We start from the raw sequence: 17972 nt of genomic DNA, 5'->3' as shown, positions 1-17972 counted from the left end.
TGTTGGCAATGCGACAACCAGACAATATCGCTCCATTGAATGCAGCCGCTCGCGGCGAACACGCAGGAGCAGATATGATCTACCAATCTCTAAAATCCAACTCAGTCCGGAGCGGTTTGGCACGCGTCGTCGCCTCGCCTGTCGTGCGGACGGTTTCGCTGCTGGCACTTTGCACAGCCTATATCCAGGGTCCGCTCACCAAGATCTTCGACTTCAATGGCGCGTTGGCGGAGATGGATCATTTTGGTCTGCAGCCGGCCGCGTTCTTCGCGATCGCCGTTATCGCATTCGAACTGACGGCTTCCGCCCTGGTGGTCTCCGGCTTCCTGCGGTGGGCGGGTTCCCTGGCGTTGGCCGGCTTCACGCTTCTCGCGACCTTTATCGCGCTGCGCTTCTGGGAGATGGCTCCGGGCCTGGATCGCATGATGGCGACCAACGCCTTCTTCGAACATCTCGGTCTCGCCGGCGCATTCGTCTTCGTCGCCGCATTCGATCTAGCCAAGGGAGAAGGCAAATGAGCGCTGCAAAACCATCCGGGGGCACCTTCGCTCCTCTCGCGCAACCTGTCTTCGCGGTGCTCTGGATCGCAACCGTCCTTGGCAACACCGGAAGCTTCATGCGCGATGTCGCAAGCTCCTGGCTGATGACGGACCTGTCGGCATCCCCTGCCGCAGTCGCCATGGTTCAGGCGGCCGGAACCCTGCCGATCTTCCTGCTTGCAATCCCTGCGGGCGTTCTCACCGACATCCTCGATCGTCGCAGGTTGCTGATCGCCATCCAGGTGCTGTTGGCCTCCGTCAGTATCTCCCTGATGGTTCTCGCCCAGACGGGCATGCTTTCGGTCAGCGCGCTGATCGGCCTGACCTTCCTTGGCGGCATCGGTGCCGCGCTCATGGGGCCGACGTGGCAGGCAATCGTTCCGGAATTGGTGAAGCGCGAGGACGTGAAAAGCGCAGTTGCTCTCAATTCGCTCGGCATCAACATTGCCCGTTCCATCGGCCCTGCCGCGGGCGGTCTCCTTCTTGCCGCCTTTGGAGCCGGGATCACCTATGGCGCAGACGTTGCCAGCTACATCGTGGTGATTGCTGCTCTTGTCTGGTGGCCCCGCGCGAAGAATGCCAATGACGCGCTTCAGGAAAACTTCTTCGGTGCCTTCCGCGCAGGACTGCGCTACACCCGCTCGAGTCGGCCGTTACACGTCGTTCTCATGCGTGCCGCCATCTTCTTCGCCTTCGCCAGCGCCGTCTGGGCGCTCTTGCCACTTGTTGCCCGTCAATTGCTTGGTGGCGATGCCAGTTTTTACGGCATCCTCCTTGGTGCAGTCGGAACTGGTGCGATCGCTGGTGCGCTAATCATGCCAAAATTGCGCGTGCGCCTGAGTTCCGACGGTCTTCTTCTTGGTGCGGCGGTGATCACTTCCGTTGTCATGGGTGTCCTGTCGCTTGCTCCGCCGCAATTCGTCGCGCTCATCGCACTTCTTTTCCTCGGAGGCGCATGGATCACCGCCCTGACGACACTTAATGGCGCCGCGCAGTCCGTCCTGCCAAACTGGGTGCGAGGTCGTGGTCTCGCTGTCTATCTGACCGTCTTCAACGGTGCGATGACGGCCGGAAGCCTCGGCTGGGGTGCTGTCGGTGAGGCTGTCGGCATTCAGTCCACCTTGGTCATGGGAGCTGTCTGCCTCCTGATCGCCGGGTTCGTCATGCATCGCGTGAAACTCCCGGCAGGCGATGCCGACATGGTGCCCTCGAACCACTGGCCAGAACCTCTTGTCGCCGAACCTGTCGCCCACGACCGTGGCCCGGTTCTGATACTGATCGAGTATCGTGTCGAGAAGCAGCACCGCAGCGCATTCCTGCACGCTCTCGACGATCTTTCCTACGAGCGTCGGCGCGATGGAGCCTATGGATGGGGTGTCACCGAAGACTCAGCCGACCCCGAGAAGATCGTTGAGTGGTTCATGGTTGAGTCCTGGGCTGAGCACCTTCGCCAGCACAGGCGGGTGTCCAACGCCGACGCCGATCTGCAGGGCAAGACAGTTGCTTACCATGTCGGCCCCGACAAGCCTGTCGTTCGTCACTTCCTGACGATAAATCGACCCAGTATCGCATAACGGACAAACCAGGCGGCGGCTGCGGCCGCCGCCTGGTTTGTTATCCCACGCTGCCAGCCGCGCAAGCTATGTTCTCGACGCCTCGCCGATGAACCAGTAGATCTGTCTGTTCTCTGCCCAGGGGCTCGGTTTCAACGGATACTTTGGCACCCCCAGACATGGGTCGCCAGTTCGAATCTTTTCAAGGCGAGGGTTTGAAGTGGGCTCAGGGGCCGGAATCGGACTTCGCCGCTACGACATCCGTTGCCCCAAAGCGTACATGGCTTGACTAAGCGCAACACTTCCTGTCCGCCGAGGAGCCGCAGCATGGGTTCTCAGTGGAGGTTTGCTTGCCCAACCAACGGTCCCGTGGCTTGCAGCTCGCAGGACGCGGCGTCAACGCGACGTGGAGAGCGCGGTCTTCCGCAACAGGAGCAGTCGCGCAGAACAACTGCATCGGCCGGACGCCATCGCTGACTTCGAAGGTCAACTTGGCAGAGCCGTCGAGATGCACGTGTTCGGAAACCTTGCGGACGATGGCTGAGAACTTCCCGGCTGTCATATGGGTCCGCTCGCCCTCGTCGATGTCCCACAGCTGCACGAAAATTTCCGACCAGGCTTCCGGATTTGCCCCGCAATCAAGTGCGGAGAACTGGCCGGCCTTGACCTCGGTCACGTGATAACCGGGCTTCACGGGCTTACCGTCGTAGGTGAAGACCAAGGGCAGGTCCGGAGTTTCTGCGGCTCTGCCGAGTAGCTCCCCGAGTGAGATATCGGTTTTGTCGGATTGGCTATTGTCGATCGTGCTCATTTGCGGCTATCCTCAATTTCAATTATTCAAGGATTATTGAAATATGGATGATCGTCAAGCCCTCTCCTCCTTCGCCGCGCTTTCACAGGAGACCCGACTGTCCATCGTGAGGACCCTGGTCGTCGCCGGTCCGGAAGGTCTGGCCGCCGGCGCGATTGCCGAACGCATGGGCGTCTCTCCGTCAAACGTTTCGTTCCATCTCAAGGAACTTGAGCGCTCCGGTCTCATCGCCCAGCGCCGAGAGTCGCGCTCGATCGTCTACAGCGCGAGTTACGACACGTTGGCCGACCTCGTGACGTTCCTGATGGAAGACTGCTGTGCGGGGCATCCCGGCATCCGCGGGTCCGTCGAGCGATCCATCAGTTGCTGTTCAGGCGAAGCATAGCCCGTCAAGGAATACGTCATTGCATACGATCAAGGTTCCGGCGGGTCTCGTCTCCGCCCTCGGTGTTACGCAGATCATCGGCTACGGCACTCTCTACTACTCCTTCAGCATCCTCGCACCCGGAATGGCCAACGACCTCGGCATCAGCCTGGAACGGGTCTTCGCCATCTTCTCGGTCTCGCTTTTCATCGGCGGCCTGTCTGCACCGTTCATCGGCAGGCACATGGACAAGATCGGTGCGGCGACGGTGATGACACTGGGATCGGCCCTTGCGGCGTTCACCTTGACGCTGTGTGCATGGTCGCCGTCCGTATCGCTCTTCGCCCTTGCGATCGTTCTGCTGGAGGTGTCCTCCGGGATGGTCCAGTACCAGGCAGCCTTCGCCACACTGGTCGAAAGTGAACCTCGTACTGCCTCCCGCAGCATCACCTACCTCACGCTCATCGGCGGCTTTGCCTCCACCATCTTCTGGCCGATCGCCGCGACACTGACCGGATACCTGTCCTGGCGCGAAATCTATCTGGTGTTCGCCGTCCTGAACCTTCTCGTCTGCATGCCATTGCACTACTGGATTATGCGCGCCGGAAGAATCGGTTCGAAGACGGACGAGACAAGAACCCGCGAGGTCGTCGTTGGCGCTCTTGAGCCACAGGCGCGCCGCCGTGGCATGTTGCTGGTCTCCTTTGCCTTCTCTCTTTCGGGCTTCACCCTCGCCGCAATCCTTGCCCACATGGTGCCGATGCTCGGCGCGATCGGACTCGGCAGTGCGGCCGTCGTGATCGGCTCCTTGTTCGGTCCGGCCCAGGTCCTGAGCCGCCTGATCAACATGGTTTTCGGAAAGAGCCTGTCGCCGCCGGCGCTGGCGATTGTCTCTGCGGCGGTGATGGTCGTCGGTGCGGTTATACTCGGGGTGTCGGGTGATTGGCTGCCTGGTGCGGTGGCTTTCGCCATCTGTCTTGGGCTTGGGTCAGGGATCAACAGCATCGCTCAGGGGAGCTTGCCACTCTATCTCTTCGGGTCGGCTGGCTACGGCGCGATCACGGGCAAGATGGCCGCGGCAAGGTTGGCGACTGGCGCAGCCGCCCCGTTCGCGTTCGCGGCTTCGATGGATCAATTCGGGATCGCCGTCTCGCTTTTCCTCATCGCGGCCCTGGGTGCGCTCGGAATCCTCGCATTTGCCGCTGTAGCATCTTCTGTTCGGGGCGCGCGCGTTGCCTGATGAGAGGATGGCTGCCCGTCCTCCTCGGATCGATAGACGTCTCGGTAGAACAGTCTCTATGGGGTTGCGGCGCATGTCCCGGCCGCCCTGTGACCAAGCGACCCCATCACCCTGAGCTAATTACTCCTTGGCGATGGCCCAGACTTAGCTGTTGCCATCACCAAGGGGTCAACGCCTTACGGCTTTCGTCGATCGGCGTTCCTTTTGTCTAGTTCTGACGCTTGTTTCCGAGTGAGCCCGATGTCGTCAAGTTGGCGCTCGTCGAGCATCGATAGCGTCTGAGATCGTCGAATAGCGGTCATGCGGCCGGCCAACTCGATAGAAGGTTCGACGATATTTCGCCTCAGCACCATCATGACAGCGCCGATGATCAGGAGGGCTCCCAACCACTGTGGTGGCGTCAAGCGTTCGCCCAGAAAAAGGAACGACCCGACCACCCCGAACACCGGGATGAGGCTGAAGAAGCTGCCGGCAACGCTCGCGGGCATTGACCGGAGCGCATGCAGATACAGCCAATAGGCAAGTGCATAGTAGAGCAGCCCTGAGAGAACAATCGTTGCAACGTCCTGGATTGGCACGGCGGCAACGTCGCGCGCGGTGATCGCGTACAGTTCAAGCGTCCAAATGATAATCATCCAACTCAGTGCGACGGTCTGTTGGATGGCGACCGTGAACAGCGGACTGGCGGTTAGATTGCGCGCCAGTACCGTGTAGATCGCACAGCACAGCACGCCGGCCAGGATCAGCGCTGTTCCCAGGTTCGTGCGAGAAGACGGCTCACCTGTTAGGAGGCCGCTGATCAGAAAAACCCCGCTTGCCGCAAGAGCCACAAGACCGGCGAGTTGGCCGTCAATTCGCTCTCTCAGAAATATCCAGGCAAGGCCGAGAATGAGGATCGGCTCGAAAGCCCAGAGCAATGTCGCAATGCTCGCACTGGTCTCCGCTAGGCCGAACATGCTGAACGTATAGGCCCATCCAGGATTGAGAAGGCCGAGCAGCCCGATAGGCAACAACAAGCGCGCGGCAGGAATGTCCGGCTTTGTGAAAACAACCGCCAACCAAAGCGCGATGACACTCGGTGTCAGTTGGAAGACGAGAATTGTGACAGGTGGAAACGACGAGAGGAGTGTCTTGCTGAGTATTGTTCCGAGAGCCCAGCACAGGCACGCCCCTACGATCGCCACACGCGGCGAAAGCGAGAGCATGGCAGTCTCCAAAGAAGGTCTGAACGAGGGTTGCTAGACGCCTTTGATTAGGCGTCGTCGTCACACCGATCGTATGAAGGCCGTCTTTGGGGACGTATGCTCATCTCACCTTGAACACTCGTTGTTCGCTCGACTGAGTTGCACCCTGCTTATATCACGCCACCCAGCGTTCCAACAAATCGCTCTCTTAGATGGCGAAAAACGGACAAGGGACAGGCGTACCGCCATTGAGAGCGATCCCCGTCACCTTGCCCGTTCAAATCAAATCGACCGGAACGACACACGCTTTTCGAGTTCGGCCGCATGTTCCTTCCGCTCGCTATAACGGTCGGTCAGATGCGCCGAAGCGTCCCGTGTCAGCAGCGTGAACTTCACCAGTTCCTCGCAGACATCCACGACGCGGTCGTAGTAGGACGACGGTTTCATCCTGCCGTCGGCGTCGAACTCCTGGTAGGCCTTGGCGACGGACGACTGGTTGGGGATCGTGATCATCCGCATCCAGCGGCCGAGCACGCGCATCTGGTTCAGGGCGTTGAAGGACTGGCTGCCGCCGGAGACTTCCATGATTGCCAGCGTCTTGCCTTGAGTCGGGCGGATCGATCCGAGCGACAAAGGAATCCAGTCGATCTGAGATTTCATGATGCCCGTCATCGCACCATGACGCTCGGGGCTGACCCACACCTGGCCTTCCGACCATTGCGTGAGCTCGAGCAGCTCCTGCACTTTCGGATGGCTGGCCGGGGCCTCGTCTGGAAGCGGCAATCCTCGTGGATCGAACATCCGCACCTCGCACCCTAGACGCTCGAGCAGACGTCTGGCTTCATGCGCGAGCAGCCGGCTGTAGGAAACCTCCCGGAGCGAGCCGTAGAGGACCAGGATGCGCGGCTTGTGCGTCGAAAACGCTGGACGCAACGCGTCGATGTCAGGCTGATGAAGATGCCGCTCCTGCAAGGCGGGAAAGGTCTCAGACAACGCGCTTGCCCTCCTGATCGAGGACCTGTTCGCCATCTTCCTTGAAGAAGGCTCCCTTGAACGCATCCGGCAGGATGTCGAGAACGACTTCGGAAGGGCGCGCGAGCCTGGTGCCGAGCGGCGTGACGACGAACGGACGGTTGATGAGGATCGGGTCCTTCAGCATCGCGTCGAGCAGTTGGTCGTCCGTCAGCTTCGGGTCGTCGAGACCCAGCTCCGTGTAGGCAGTGCCCTTCTCGCGGATCGCCTGGCGGACGGTCAGCCCAGCATCGGAGATCATTCTTGCCAACACGTCGCGCGACGGCGGGGACTGGAGATACTCGATGACGGTGGGTTCGATCCCGGTTGCGCGGATCATCTCCAGCGTGTTGCGGGACGTGCCGCAGGCGGGGTTATGATAGATGGTGGCGTCCATTGTCATGTCCTTTCGGTGATGGTGTTGCGGGAGACGGCGGGTGCTGCCTCGTACCAGCCCTTGGTGCGGTTCACGGCCCAGACGACCGTGAGCATCACGGGGACCTCGATCAGCACGCCGACGACGGTCGCCAGCGCAGCACCTGACTGAAAGCCGAATAGGCTGATGGCTGCGGCGACCGCGAGTTCGAAGAAGTTGCTGGCTCCGATCAGTGCCGAGGGCCCGGCGACGCAATGGCGCTCCCCCGACATCCGGTTCAGGAGGTAGGCCAGGCCTGAGTTGAAGTAGACCTGGATCAGGATCGGGACGGCCAGCAGCGCGATGATCGTCGGCTGCGAGATGATCTGCTCGCCCTGGAAACCGAAGAGAAGGACGAGCGTCGCCAGCAGTGCCACAAGCGAAAGCGGCTGCAGCTTCGCCAGCATGGCGTCCAGCGCCTTCGTCGTGCCGTCGGCGGTCCGCCGCATTCTCAGGACCTGAGCGATGATGACCGGGACGACTATATAAAGGACGACCGACAGAACGAGCGTGTCCCACGGTACGGTGATCGCCGACAATCCGAGAAGTAGTCCGACGATCGGGGCGAAGGCGACGACCATGATCGCATCGTTGAGTGCCACCTGGGACAACGTGAACAGCGGCTCGCCGCGCGTCAGGTTGCTCCAGACGAACACCATCGCGGTGCATGGCGCAGCGGCAAGGATAATCAGGCCCGCGATGTAGGAGTCGATCTGATCAGCCGGCAGATAAGGACGGAACAGCCATCCGATAAACAGCCATCCGAGCAGCGCCATGGAGAACGGCTTGATGGCCCAGTTGATGAACAGGGTCACGCCGATGCCACGCCAATAAGTGCTGACCTGCGCCAGCGAGAGGAAGTCGATCTTGATGAGCATCGGGATGATCATCAGCCAGATCAGGATAGCGACGGGCAGGTTCACCTTCGCGACCTCCGCTGCGCCGATGACCTGGAAAACTCCGGGCATCAGATGGCCGAGGGCGACGCCGACGACGATACAAAGGAAGACCCAGATGGTGAGGTAGCGTTCAAACTTAGACATTTCACTCGGCCTTTGCGGACTTGACGGAAGCGCCATCGAGTGAAGCGATCTGGCGGACATGCTGCTCGAGCGCCAGGCGATCGATGGAGGCAAGAGGCAGATTGATGAAGGCCATGATGCGGTTCTTCGGCAAGCGGGCGGCCTGCGCGAAGGCGCGCTGGATTTCGGTTTCGGAACCGACAACCGCAGCCGGGTCTTCGACACCCCAATGCGCGGTGATCGGGTGACCGATCCATACCGGGCAGGCCTCGCCGTGCGCGCTGTCACAGACGGTAAAGATGAAGTCCATTTCGGGCGCGTCCGGCTCAGCGAAGCTGTCCCAGCTCTTCGACGAGAAGCCAGTCGCAGAATAGCCGAGAACGTCCAGTTCCTTCAGGGCATGTGGATTGACTTCACCCTTGGGCTGGCTGCCCGCGGAAAAGGCCCGGAAGCGTCCGCCGCCCTCCTTGTTGAGGATGGATTCGGCGAGAATAGAACGTGCGGAGTTGCCCGTGCACAAGAAGAGCACGTTATAGGTCTTGTCCGTCATGGTCGTTTTCCGTGGTTAGGTCGGAGGTCTGTCGAGTTTCATGATCGTTGCCGATGCCGGACAGATGCCCGACAGCTGACGGGTCGCGAGAACGGCGGGCGGCACGTCGGCGCGCTCGATCACAGCGAAGCCAAGGGTTTCGAAGAACGGTGCGGCGGAGGTCGTCGCCAGGAAGACTGCAGAGTCCACATTGACGGCCTTCAGCGTTTCCCTGGTCAGCGATTTTCCAAGCGCCTTGCCACGATGCTCGGGCAAGATGACCATCGACCGGAGGAGGATCGCATCGCCGCACAGCTCGATGCCAGCATAGCCAACCGTGCCGCCATCGGAACAAACCGCCCTGAAAAAAGAGCGCCCAGCGTCTTCGAGGTCTTCGGTTGGAAGACCGGAAGCCGACAGCGCCAGTTTCAGTTCGGGATCGCTTCCCGGGACTGGCTCCAGTCTGATGTCGCTCATGACGGTTTCACCTCGGGAGTATAGCAGGGTGTGAGTTCTGCGATGAGCGGCGCGCAGAGTTCCGCCGAGCCGCCGCAGCAGTCTTTCAGCAGGAAGAGGGTCAGGTCGCGCAGCCCCTGAAGGTCCGCCCGATAGATGATCGAACGGCTTTGTCGCTCACCTGTCACCAGCCCCGCACGCGACAGGGTCGCAAGGTGCGCCGACATGGTGTTCTGCGGGACATCGAGAATCCGGGCTAGCTCGCCCGCAGGCACGCCATGAGGCTCGTGCCGGACGAGAAGCCGGAACGTCTCGAGTCTGGTGGTCTGGGCGAGTGCGGCAAGCGCCGCGATTGCTGTATTGCTATCCATATATCCAGAATATAGGATATATTGGTTGTGTCAACTACCTCTGAGAAGGGGCCGATGTGCCTACTCCGCGGGGGTCGGAAGAGGCGACACTCTGCCGTTCGCCAGATGTTCACGTTCTGGGCCGAGAAGATCGCATAGTGCTCAACGGCAATCCGCTTCTGCTCGTCCGAATACCGTCGCTTGGTGCGAACATAACCTGCCGACAAGCCGGGACCGCGTTCGTACTCGCGGCACCATTGCTTGAGAGCATTCTTCGTCGGATAGCCCAACTGACGGATCGTGGCCTTCACGCGTCTGCCAAGCTTGATGTAGAGCTGCACGGCTCTCATGCGGTCTTCGTACGAATACATGAACTATCTCCTGTTAGTCCAAGAATTCGTCCGCACCTCCCTTATCGGCATCCACGCCGGAACACACCCTGCAAGGGGAGCGGCCTTCAGAGGGATATTCTCTGGGTTTGGGGTCCTTCTGAAAGGGGGTGACCACTGCGGTTGCGCGAATGGCGAATGGCTGGGCAGCCATTGGGTGAGGCCAGCTCGGCGGCGGATCGCATTCAACCATGATCGATGCGTTCGCGGAACGACCGCCGGCTTCGGCCTCAGCCGACGCACAGAAGCAGGAATTGGAGATATTCGCGATGTAAAGCAACTATAAGTTGTATGTATCACAGAAAGAACGAATCTGCTGATGCCAATGACGGCTAGCAAACGAAAGGTCACTATTATGAAAGTAGTTCTGACGCAGCTGAAAGCTCCGAATGCGACGATCCGTGCGATCAAGTTCCAAGTGCAGGGCGACAGCAATCGTTTCCGGTACTAACCGGCGAAGGAGGCTCGTGGGTTCCGCCGAAGATGTGAGGTCGTGTCTGACCCAAACTCGCGTGTCGACTAACCACGATCATCCTGCGGCGATCGCGCTGACGCTATCTAGCGCTCTTGGGGAACGCGGGCAGCTTGTCGATGTCCGATGCGTCGTGCTGCACGATCAGCGTCGCATCGAGCGAGTTTGCGGTGTCGATCAGTCTCTCCATCGATGCGAGTGTGTCCGCACGGTCGAAGTTGAAGGTCGGAACGCCGCGATTAGCGAACTGTTCTTCAAAATGGACGACATCACCGGACAAAAGGACCGGCCCAGTCTTTTCGAGCCGCACGAGCAAGCTGGTTTCGCCCGGCGTGTGGCCGGGAGTCGACAGGATCACCACCGATCCGTCTCCGAAGACATCGCGATCACCCGAGATCGGGTCGACTTCCGAGTGGCCATCGAGCCAAGGCTTGATGGAACTGGGATCGACGGCAAAGGGCAGGGGATCAGCCTTGAACTGGGCGAAATCCGCGGCGCCGATCATCAACGTGGCGCCGGGGAAGCTGGCCGCCTGACCGACATGGTCAAAATGGTTATGGCTGATACCGAGCCGGCCGATCTGTTCTGGCTTGACACCGATTCTGGCAAGTTGCGTCGGGAGATCTTCGACGAGCGTCGGCGCAAAAACTGAGGCCGCATCAGGCTTCGCCCCGATCAATGCTGCCGGAAGTCCGGCATCCCAAAGCATATAGTCCTTGCCGTGACGAACCAGATAGCAGCTATCGGTCAGCGTCCTCTTTTCTCCGGCATATTTGAATGTATCGGAAAAGGCGCCGAGATTACGGACTTCGATGCTGCCGCAATCAAGGCGCCAGAGCTCTGTGTCTGCCGCGCTCGCCGGAGCGCCCGAGATCAGCGCGGCTACAGCAAATAGGATTGTTGTCAGGGGTCGCATTCAGGTCTCCTTCGGTTGAAGACCAGCTTGTGCCCGAGTTCGGCGAAGGGGGTGGCCCCGCTACGATCGGTCTTGAGCCCGAAACGCTCGCATCGGTATTTTTTATCCCGCCGTCGTCGCCTATGGTGTGCGTATGAACATTCATTCCAAAACCCAAGCCGTTGACCTGAGCGCGCTGCTCTTGGAGCAACTGCGACCATTGACGGCTCCGAGCGGAACCGATGGGCGCTATCAACACGGAAACCGTTTGTTTTCATACTGTTCACTCGATCGAGAGCGACTGAAAGCGGTCGAGCTCCCGCATCCGATCATCGGCATTATCCTGCGCGGGCTTAAGGAAGTATGGCTGGGGGGTACGGTTCATGTACTTGAGCCAGGGACCGTCTTTGTCATGCCGCGCGGGGTCCGCATGGACGTGGTCAACATACCGGCGGAGCGCCATTCCTATGAATCCCTGCTGTTGGAAGTGCCCGCGCTGCCGCCGGGCATATCGCCGCTGATAGGTGGTCGGCGCGCCCGTGGCGGCGACTGGCAGTTCGGCGTTCCCCTCGATAGCGATCTCGTTGACGCATTGGTTCACGCCGCCACTTCGATCGCCAGCGATGCCGTCGGTGATGTGTTGAAGACATTGCGGCTGGCGGAAGTGCTCACGTTGATGCAACCGCTTGCCGCCGCAAGACCGCTGTTTGAAACGAGCTTGTCCGAGGAGGTTGCGTGGCTGATCCGCGCCGCACCGTCGCAAGCATGGACGGTAGATCGTGTTGCAGCTCGACTTGGCCTGGGTGCTTCGACACTGCGCCGCCGGCTCACAGCGGAGAGCAAACCCTTCCGGGAGATCCTGCGACATGAGCGGCTGCAGGCTGGTCGAACCGTGCTCGCGTCCGGCGCGTCGAGCCAGGCTGCGGCGGAGGCTGCCGGCTACAGTTCACGCTCCCATTTTGCCCGCCGTTATCGCGAAACCTATGGTACGTCGCCGGTGCGGCGCAGTGTTGGTTAAACAATGCCAGCTGCGTTTTTGCCTTATCGGATTCCGCGGGCGGATTACGGGTGTCAGGTTCGATTCCCTTCAAAACGTAGGGTGAAAATAGGCCCCAGGCCGCGAGTGAGCTAAGCAATTTGTGGCGTCCTCGACGCGAATTAAGAGCAGTGCGTTTATCGGCTACAGTCGCTTCCATGCGCCATGATGCCACTGCCGGCAGGCGACGTTAATCGATGATCTCGGCACCTTCTGCGTTCAGACGCGCCAGGCCCTCCTTCATTTCCCGCAGTCGCTGGGCCGTGTGTGCTTGCCATTTCGTCACTTCAGCAATCACGCGCAATGGATCGTGGGAGCGATAGGACAGTGTCGGGTTACCCGGGAACTTCTTATCCGTCAGGTTCGGATCCTCCTCGATGGCGCCGGTCGGTTCGACGACATAAATTCGTTCCGTTCCGCTGCCACCCGCCAATTCGGCGCCCCAGATTGCCGCATCGAGCGTGCCTGTAAAATACACCCACGACAGGGATTTCGCGTCTGTGAAATTCGACCGATAACCGACGGCGATCAGATCACCGGGTGCGAGAGCGGCTTTGGTTCCATGGAAGAACGATGGGGCAAACATGGTTGCGGTAGCAGACATAGAGTCCCTCCTTGATGTTAAGCGCTTCTGTTCAGTGTCGCGGGGCCCGTATTTTCGGCCGGGCGCACCCTGGGTACATAGTCGTTGATAGGGTGCGGGCGAGCATCCCGCATGCCATGCGTCGGATCAGGGCGAGCCAAAGTGCCGTTGAAGATAGTCGACACCGAACGAAACGATATCCCGCGCTTCAAACAAATAGCAGTGCGCCTTACCAACCAGGCCTTCCCGATGGCGTCGCAGCTCCACATAGGCATTTGTAATTGTCTCGACGGCGTCCGGCTCTCCTTCGATAGCGAAACAATCGAGAATGCCGTTGGAGTCGAAATCCTCGGCGCGTTTCCATCTCACTCCGCCGTCCTCGCTGCGGATCGGCATTTCGTAGCTCACGCGTCGCTTGTTCGGGATGCGGGCAATGGCCTCGGCGTAGTGCAGGACGCTAACGGAATCGAGCGGGGCTCCGAGCAACAGAACCTTTCCGGCACGCTCGACGAAACGGTCCAGCGGCGATCCAGGTCCGAAAGCCTGCCCAAGTTCGTGAGGCCGCGTCAGAGTGCCGGCCAGAGGCCCCACCGCGACCATCGAGGCATCCGGGTGCGCGCTTCGCCGGGCGCCGGGTGCCTGGAGGAGGAACCGGTTGAGCAGCCCGAAGCCGCGATACGTGCCTGATATGGCTGGATCGAACGGCGGCCATCGGTGGCGCAGTTCCGCATCCATCCGTGCGCCATTGAGCGTTTCTTCGTAAGGCGACCGGTCCCACGAGGCGTATCCCATCAAGCTTCCCGCGGGGCCAACGGCATCGAGCAGGGCAGACACTACCGATGCTGCGCCTCCATCGACCGGCCCGATCGCCTTCAGCGATGCGTGAACCATGACGAGAGCGCCGGATTGGACACCCAGCCGGGAAAGGTCCGCCGCAATTGTTTCCCTTGTGTTCATTCCGCTGCCATCCCCGGTATGGCTTTCGACGCGCTTAAGTCGCCTACTTCATACGAAAAAACCGGTTGGCTAACCACCATATAGGTCCTTTCGATCGTGGGACCGGCAAACTCGAACCTGTGCTGCCCTAGCGCCGCCGTATATTTACGGACTTACCAAACTTGACGAACTTCCGCGTCTTACCTAAATTGTGGCGCAGGAAGCTAGACAGTCTAGCCGGATCGGGGTGCGATTCATGGAATGGCAACTACAGGACGCCAAGAACCAATTCTCCAAAGTGATACAGAAGGCGCGCCATGAGGGGCCGCAGACTGTCACGCTGCGCGGCGAGCGCACGGCCGTCGTGCTGTCCGCTCACGACTACGACGCCCTACGCGCTGGCCGGCCGACGTTAGTCGATGATCTGCTTAGTGGTCCAGCTTGGGACGATGATCTCGCTGCTGCGGTGGATGTACGCGTCAAGACGCCAAGCCGCGACGTGGCCTTCTGATGTATCTGGTTGACACGAACATTGTCTCAGAGGCGCGACGTGGCACGTCGCAAGCCGTGTCCTGGCTGCGCGCTGTCGATCCGCTCAGTATCCACTTGAGTGTGCTTACCCTCGGCGAAATCATGCGCGGCATTGCCCTGAAACAGAAGTCGGACCCTAATACTGCCGCGCACCTCACCGAATGGCTACGCAAGCTGCGCCACGACCATGGCGACCGCATTTTGCCTATAAACGACCAGATTGCGGTCGAATGGGGTCGCATCGCTGCAATACGACCCCGTGGCGATATCGACGGGTTGATCGCCGCGACTGCCATCGTTCACGACCTCATCCTTGTCACACGTAACGTCAAGGATTTCGAAGACACCGATGCTTCCGTGATCAATCCTTGGGAGACGTCGGCGTGAGGCACCTGGCGCGCGCCGGACACCCGTATTCACGTATCGTCTTTTGGCCCGTTGAAGTCACATGATCGATCAATAGGATCTGTTCATTGGTTGGCGTGCGTGCCTGTTCAGACTTGGTTGCGCCCGATCGATGTCTTCCGGTAAGGTCTTCCGATCAACTGCGCTGTTTCATCATTGATTGGTGCTTCCGATCCATGATGAATTGAACTGCGCGACATACGTCGCTTCAACGACGAGCAACGGCTCGCCTAGCCGCGATACGTCGATCTCAAATCCAAGGCCCGGCGCCGTCGATATGGGAACGGACGGCTCCCTTTGATTGAGTTCACAACGACTCACTCTGGCACATTCGGTGCCGTCCTCCGAACAGAAGCAAGCACTCAGCGAGGGATCTAGGCTCACAAGGGATTGGTGCAACGCCCGTTACAGAAATGCTGTATCGCCAGCCTAGCGGCCAAGCAACGCGTGTGATTTTGGAAAACAAAGATTGAAGCGCGTGCTTGAAGTCGGTTCAGCGCGACGCGCTTTAGGTCGAATGTCTTGGTACTGCATTAGTTTTTGCTAATTGATGCTTTTCCAACACCAGGGAAAAGAGTAGCATTGGTGCCGTTACAGAGGGGATGACGCGAGCACAACGGGCCGCGCAATCGCATTCTCCGCTTCGGTCTTGCACGGCCAGATCATATCTGGGAGGAATGCATGACAAGAACAGCTCGCCTTGGGCGCTGCGGCGTCCTCGTTTTAACCGGTCTTTTGGGAGCATGGCTTGGCGCCGCTACGGCGCGGGCCGAAGATACGAGCAAGGCCGACCTCGAAGCCTTGAAGAAATCGCTGGCCAAGTATGAGGACTACACGGCCGCTGTGCGCGACCTCTATCTGTCGACCGTCGGCTGCGTCTACTACAGCGGCGAGAAGATAGCCGGCGCGATGGACTATCCGAAGGGCGCCATGGGTATCCATTTCGTCAACGTCCCAAGTGTCGGCCAGAAGCTCGACCCGATGAGGCCCAACGTCCTGATCTACGAGCCGACGAAGAAGGGCTTGAAACTGGTCGGGGTGGAATGGCTGGTGCCGTTGACGCCGGACGTCAAGGAAGCCCCAAGCCTGTTCGGCCAGAAATTCATGGGGCCGATGGAGGGACACTACCCGCTGATCCCGAAGGAGTTCGTGCACTACGATCTTCACGCCTGGCTGTTTGCGGACAACCCGAACGGCATGTTCAGTCCGACGAACCCGAAGGTGAAATGCGGCAAGGCCGATTTTCCGATGCTGGAGAAGCCGACCAAGATGATGCCCGGGCCGATGTAAGAGACCGTGAGGCACACAGCGAAAAGGCCCCGTTCGAGGCCTTTTCTCAGACTGCTGACAATCCCCTGGCTTTAGCCGGGGGGGGTGATTCACTGGGTCATGTTGAAGGGAGCTGACACGTTGTTCATGCTTTAACGGTTGACGATAACCGGACGTGATGAGCGCGCCGAGCATCAGCTACAAGAACCACCGTTCCCGCCGCAGATCATCGCCTACCTGGCATGATTGTATTTCCGGTTTCCGCTAAGCCTGCGACTGGTGGAAGGTGCAGAGGCCCTATTGGATCGATGGCTGGTTCAGCCGCGACCTCGTGCAAATCACGCACAAGGTTAACTAGGCGAAGTTTGGCATTACCAAGGTCGAATCGCTCAAGCTGGACGTCTCGGTGCGTTTCATCTTCGACGGCCTGATTAAGGGGATGTTCACCGCAAGACGCTTGGCGCGCGATGTGAATTCGGCGACCTATGCCTCTTTTGAGGCGTTCTCGATCGCCGCGGTTCTTTACGCGGTCATCGCGTTCACCCTCATCTCCCTGTTTCGTGTGACGGAGCGCCGGCTGCTTGCGCTCACGAGGGCGTAGCGCGCACACCCTGGGCAATAAAATTCGTGCAGTTACCCTGACATGGGCGCGTCAGACGAGGCGCCCGCCGCTGGCCGGTGCTTTCCCAAGGAGCTATGATGACCATCGACAGAAACGCAGCAATGGACGAGCGACCGATCGCGGTCAACGTCACGGATCTTCACAAGCATTATGGTCAGCTTGAGGTATTGAAGGGCGTGTCGCTATGCGCCCGCAAGGGCGACGTCGTTTCGATGATCGGTTCTTCGGGATCGGGAAAGAGCACGTTTCTGCGTTGCATCAACTTCCTGGAGATGCCAAGTGGCGGGTCGATTGCCGTTGCGGGTGAACAGGTGAAGCTGGAACAGAAGCGCGGCCAGACGAAGCAGGTTGATCGCCGACAACTTGAGCGCGTTCGCACCCGCCTCGGCATGGTGTTCCAGAGCTTCAATCTCTGGCATCACATGACGGTGCTCGAAAACCTGATCGAAGAGCCGGTTCATGTCCTGAGCGTCACCAAGGTAGAGGCAACGGAACGGGCCGAAGCGCTGCTGAACCGGGTCGGCCTTTATGACAAGCGAGGCCAATATCCAGCCTTCCTGTCCGGCGGCCAGCAACAGCGCGTGGCCATCGCCCGGGCGCTGTGCATGGAGCCGGAGGTGATGTTGTTCGACGAGCCGACATCGGCGCTCGATCCCGAATTGGTCTCCGAAGTCTTGAAGGTCATCCGGAGCCTTGCCGAGGAGGGACGCACCATGATCCTCGTCACCCACGAGATGAAGTTTGCACGCGAAGTTTCGAGCCGCGTGATCTATCTCCACAAGGGCGTGATCGAGGAAGAAGGCACGCCGGAGCAGGTCTTCGGCTCTCCGAGCAGCGAGCGGTGCCGGCAGTTTGTATCAGCGCCAGGCAGCGCTGAGCGTTTTTGAATGGGCGCGTGGCCGAGTCTTGCTTCTGGTCAGGAGGACGAGCGGTAGCGGCGGGAGATTTTGACGCCTGTGCGTCGTGGCGAAATCAAGAAGGGAAGACCTCTTACGATACAAGCGGTTGGTTCAGCCTGTGCTCGGCCCTACGAGGCATGTTTTCCCTCGGCTTCATCGTTGCCGTTCGGAGCCATTCCTATTCGCGATCGCTAATCGTCTTTTTTCACCAGGGCTATTGCACGAGGGAATTCGCTACCTATATGAAGATATGCGCATATAATCCCCGCCCTCCGGGGACTGAGAGCGCATCCGGGCTTCACCATTAGTGAAGCTACACTGGCCTCGTCGAGTCCCCCGACGAGGCCTTCGTTTGTTGGGGCAAACTCGAGATCGTGTGAACTTACCTCATCGCCCGTGGGATTGGCTGCTGTCCGACATTGGCGCGCTTGCCTGTTGTCATCGCCCCGCGCGACCCTAGT

At 59.7% G+C, this 17972-nt stretch carries 21 protein-coding genes and 1 pseudogene; 10 read left to right on the top strand and 12 right to left on the bottom strand.

Translation table 11 applies throughout. The annotated features are described in order from the left end of the window. Positions 1-74 precede the first annotated feature (74 nt). Both M2267_RS12835 and M2267_RS12830 read left to right on the top strand, forming a co-directional pair. Positions 75-518, top strand: a complete 444-nt coding sequence (locus tag M2267_RS12835; protein ID WP_429115106.1) for a DoxX family protein — start codon at positions 75-77, stop codon at positions 516-518. Next, positions 515-2113 (top strand): MFS transporter, encoded by a 1599-nt coding sequence (locus tag M2267_RS12830; protein ID WP_429114863.1) that lies wholly within the window; start codon positions 515-517, stop codon positions 2111-2113. Before M2267_RS12835 ends, M2267_RS12830 begins: the two co-directional genes overlap by 4 nt. 268 nt (positions 2114-2381) lie before the next feature. On the opposite strand, the gene M2267_RS12825 is transcribed toward M2267_RS12830, so the two are convergent. Continuing rightward, complete coding sequence (locus tag M2267_RS12825; protein WP_429114862.1) at positions 2382-2903, bottom strand: DUF6428 family protein; 522 nt, start codon at positions 2901-2903, stop codon at positions 2382-2384. A gap of 43 nt (positions 2904-2946) precedes the next feature. On the opposite strand from M2267_RS12825, the gene M2267_RS12820 reads away from it, so the two are divergent. Both M2267_RS12820 and arsK read left to right on the top strand, forming a co-directional pair. Then, the gene (locus M2267_RS12820) at positions 2947-3288 is read left to right on the top strand and encodes an ArsR/SmtB family transcription factor (RefSeq protein ID WP_429114861.1); all 342 of its coding nucleotides are present in this window, start codon (positions 2947-2949) and stop codon (positions 3286-3288) included. 19 nt (positions 3289-3307) lie between these two features. Beyond that, positions 3308-4507 carry an arsenite efflux MFS transporter ArsK gene (gene arsK / locus M2267_RS12815; RefSeq protein WP_429115105.1) on the top strand — a complete coding sequence of 400 codons (1200 nt, stop codon included), beginning with the start codon at positions 3308-3310 and terminating at the stop codon, positions 4505-4507. A gap of 176 nt (positions 4508-4683) precedes the next feature. Here arsK and M2267_RS12810 read toward each other — a convergent pair whose 3' ends face one another. The 9 genes and pseudogenes from M2267_RS12810 to M2267_RS12770 all read right to left on the bottom strand — a co-directional run bounded on the left by M2267_RS12810 (position 4684) and on the right by M2267_RS12770 (position 11251). Further along, a complete protein-coding gene (locus tag M2267_RS12810; protein ID WP_429114860.1) occupies positions 4684-5712 on the bottom strand; it encodes an EamA family transporter in 1029 nt (342 codons plus the stop codon). Between the two features lie 261 nt (positions 5713-5973). Further along, positions 5974-6702 carry an arsenical resistance protein ArsH gene (gene arsH / locus M2267_RS12805; RefSeq protein WP_429115104.1) on the bottom strand — a complete coding sequence of 243 codons (729 nt, stop codon included), beginning with the start codon at positions 6700-6702 and terminating at the stop codon, positions 5974-5976. Next, complete coding sequence (arsC, locus tag M2267_RS12800) at positions 6677-7099, bottom strand: arsenate reductase (glutaredoxin) (RefSeq protein WP_429114859.1); 423 nt, start codon at positions 7097-7099, stop codon at positions 6677-6679. The genes arsH and arsC overlap by 26 nt, the downstream gene beginning before the upstream one ends. Before the next feature lie 2 nt (positions 7100-7101). Next, positions 7102-8160: an ACR3 family arsenite efflux transporter gene (gene arsB / locus M2267_RS12795; RefSeq protein ID WP_429114858.1), complete on the bottom strand. Its 1059-nt coding sequence runs from the start codon at positions 8158-8160 to the stop codon at positions 7102-7104. 1 nt (position 8161) lies between these two features. Then, on the bottom strand, positions 8162-8689 hold the full coding sequence (locus M2267_RS12790; protein ID WP_429114857.1) for an arsenate reductase ArsC: 528 nt from the start codon (positions 8687-8689) through the stop codon (positions 8162-8164). A gap of 15 nt (positions 8690-8704) precedes the next feature. Continuing rightward, positions 8705-9145: an arsenic resistance N-acetyltransferase ArsN2 gene (gene arsN2 / locus M2267_RS12785; protein ID WP_429114856.1), complete on the bottom strand. Its 441-nt coding sequence runs from the start codon at positions 9143-9145 to the stop codon at positions 8705-8707. Then, positions 9142-9495, bottom strand: coding sequence for an ArsR/SmtB family transcription factor (locus tag M2267_RS12780; RefSeq protein ID WP_429114855.1), 354 nt, complete (start codon positions 9493-9495; stop codon positions 9142-9144). Before M2267_RS12780 ends, arsN2 begins: the two co-directional genes overlap by 4 nt. Before the next feature lie 134 nt (positions 9496-9629). Beyond that, positions 9630-9845: pseudogene (locus M2267_RS12775) on the bottom strand (helix-turn-helix domain-containing protein); the annotation flags it as partial. A gap of 572 nt (positions 9846-10417) precedes the next feature. After that, a complete protein-coding gene (locus tag M2267_RS12770) occupies positions 10418-11251 on the bottom strand; it encodes an N-acyl homoserine lactonase family protein (RefSeq protein ID WP_429114854.1) in 834 nt (277 codons plus the stop codon). A gap of 133 nt (positions 11252-11384) precedes the next feature. On the opposite strand from M2267_RS12770, the gene M2267_RS12765 reads away from it, so the two are divergent. Further along, positions 11385-12248, top strand: a complete 864-nt coding sequence (locus M2267_RS12765; RefSeq protein WP_429114853.1) for a helix-turn-helix domain-containing protein — start codon at positions 11385-11387, stop codon at positions 12246-12248. Between the two features lie 208 nt (positions 12249-12456). Here M2267_RS12765 and arr read toward each other — a convergent pair whose 3' ends face one another. Together arr and aac(3) are read right to left on the bottom strand one after the other, a co-directional pair. Next, the gene (gene arr / locus M2267_RS12760) at positions 12457-12870 is read right to left on the bottom strand and encodes an NAD(+)--rifampin ADP-ribosyltransferase (RefSeq protein ID WP_429114852.1); all 414 of its coding nucleotides are present in this window, start codon (positions 12868-12870) and stop codon (positions 12457-12459) included. A gap of 126 nt (positions 12871-12996) precedes the next feature. Next, positions 12997-13806 (bottom strand): aminoglycoside 3-N-acetyltransferase, encoded by an 810-nt coding sequence (gene aac(3), locus M2267_RS12755; RefSeq protein WP_429114851.1) that lies wholly within the window; start codon positions 13804-13806, stop codon positions 12997-12999. Between the two features lie 235 nt (positions 13807-14041). On the opposite strand from aac(3), the gene M2267_RS12750 reads away from it, so the two are divergent. The 5 genes from M2267_RS12750 (at position 14042) to M2267_RS12730 (ending at position 17499) form a co-directional block, all read left to right on the top strand. Further along, positions 14042-14296 (top strand): type II toxin-antitoxin system Phd/YefM family antitoxin, encoded by a 255-nt coding sequence (locus M2267_RS12750; protein WP_429114850.1) that lies wholly within the window; start codon positions 14042-14044, stop codon positions 14294-14296. Beyond that, on the top strand, positions 14296-14703 hold the full coding sequence (locus M2267_RS12745; RefSeq protein WP_429114849.1) for a type II toxin-antitoxin system VapC family toxin: 408 nt from the start codon (positions 14296-14298) through the stop codon (positions 14701-14703). Before M2267_RS12750 ends, M2267_RS12745 begins: the two co-directional genes overlap by 1 nt. Before the next feature lie 699 nt (positions 14704-15402). Continuing rightward, the gene (locus M2267_RS12740) at positions 15403-16011 is read left to right on the top strand and encodes a hypothetical protein (RefSeq protein ID WP_429114848.1); all 609 of its coding nucleotides are present in this window, start codon (positions 15403-15405) and stop codon (positions 16009-16011) included. 385 nt (positions 16012-16396) lie between these two features. Then, complete coding sequence (locus M2267_RS12735; RefSeq protein ID WP_429114847.1) at positions 16397-16591, top strand: hypothetical protein; 195 nt, start codon at positions 16397-16399, stop codon at positions 16589-16591. A 122-nt stretch (positions 16592-16713) separates the two neighbouring features. Beyond that, positions 16714-17499 (top strand): ABC transporter ATP-binding protein, encoded by a 786-nt coding sequence (locus M2267_RS12730; protein ID WP_429115103.1) that lies wholly within the window; start codon positions 16714-16716, stop codon positions 17497-17499. Positions 17500-17972 lie beyond the last annotated feature (473 nt).

It is taken from the genome of Ensifer sp. KUDG1 (assembly GCF_050434285.1).
In the GTDB taxonomy this organism is placed as follows: domain Bacteria; phylum Pseudomonadota; class Alphaproteobacteria; order Rhizobiales; family Rhizobiaceae; genus Ensifer.
This window is presented reverse-complemented; position numbering and strand designations above follow the sequence as displayed.

Coding starts and splice junctions, on each gene's coding strand:
- M2267_RS12835 (WP_429115106.1), top strand. CDS start 75: ATGATCTACCAATCTCTAAAATCCAACTCAGTCCGGAGCGGTTTGGCA.
- M2267_RS12830 (WP_429114863.1), top strand. CDS start 515: ATGAGCGCTGCAAAACCATCCGGGGGCACCTTCGCTCCTCTCGCGCAA.
- M2267_RS12825 (WP_429114862.1), bottom strand. CDS start 2,903: ATGAGCACGATCGACAATAGCCAATCCGACAAAACCGATATCTCACTC.
- M2267_RS12820 (WP_429114861.1), top strand. CDS start 2,947: ATGGATGATCGTCAAGCCCTCTCCTCCTTCGCCGCGCTTTCACAGGAG.
- M2267_RS12810 (WP_429114860.1), bottom strand. CDS start 5,712: ATGCTCTCGCTTTCGCCGCGTGTGGCGATCGTAGGGGCGTGCCTGTGC.
- arsC (WP_429114859.1), bottom strand. CDS start 7,099: ATGGACGCCACCATCTATCATAACCCCGCCTGCGGCACGTCCCGCAAC.
- arsB (WP_429114858.1), bottom strand. CDS start 8,160: ATGTCTAAGTTTGAACGCTACCTCACCATCTGGGTCTTCCTTTGTATC.
- M2267_RS12790 (WP_429114857.1), bottom strand. CDS start 8,689: ATGACGGACAAGACCTATAACGTGCTCTTCTTGTGCACGGGCAACTCC.
- arsN2 (WP_429114856.1), bottom strand. CDS start 9,145: ATGAGCGACATCAGACTGGAGCCAGTCCCGGGAAGCGATCCCGAACTG.
- M2267_RS12780 (WP_429114855.1), bottom strand. CDS start 9,495: ATGGATAGCAATACAGCAATCGCGGCGCTTGCCGCACTCGCCCAGACC.
- M2267_RS12770 (WP_429114854.1), bottom strand. CDS start 11,251: ATGCGACCCCTGACAACAATCCTATTTGCTGTAGCCGCGCTGATCTCG.
- M2267_RS12765 (WP_429114853.1), top strand. CDS start 11,385: ATGAACATTCATTCCAAAACCCAAGCCGTTGACCTGAGCGCGCTGCTC.
- arr (WP_429114852.1), bottom strand. CDS start 12,870: ATGTCTGCTACCGCAACCATGTTTGCCCCATCGTTCTTCCATGGAACC.
- M2267_RS12750 (WP_429114850.1), top strand. CDS start 14,042: ATGGAATGGCAACTACAGGACGCCAAGAACCAATTCTCCAAAGTGATA.
- M2267_RS12745 (WP_429114849.1), top strand. CDS start 14,296: ATGTATCTGGTTGACACGAACATTGTCTCAGAGGCGCGACGTGGCACG.
- M2267_RS12740 (WP_429114848.1), top strand. CDS start 15,403: ATGACAAGAACAGCTCGCCTTGGGCGCTGCGGCGTCCTCGTTTTAACC.
- M2267_RS12730 (WP_429115103.1), top strand. CDS start 16,714: ATGGACGAGCGACCGATCGCGGTCAACGTCACGGATCTTCACAAGCAT.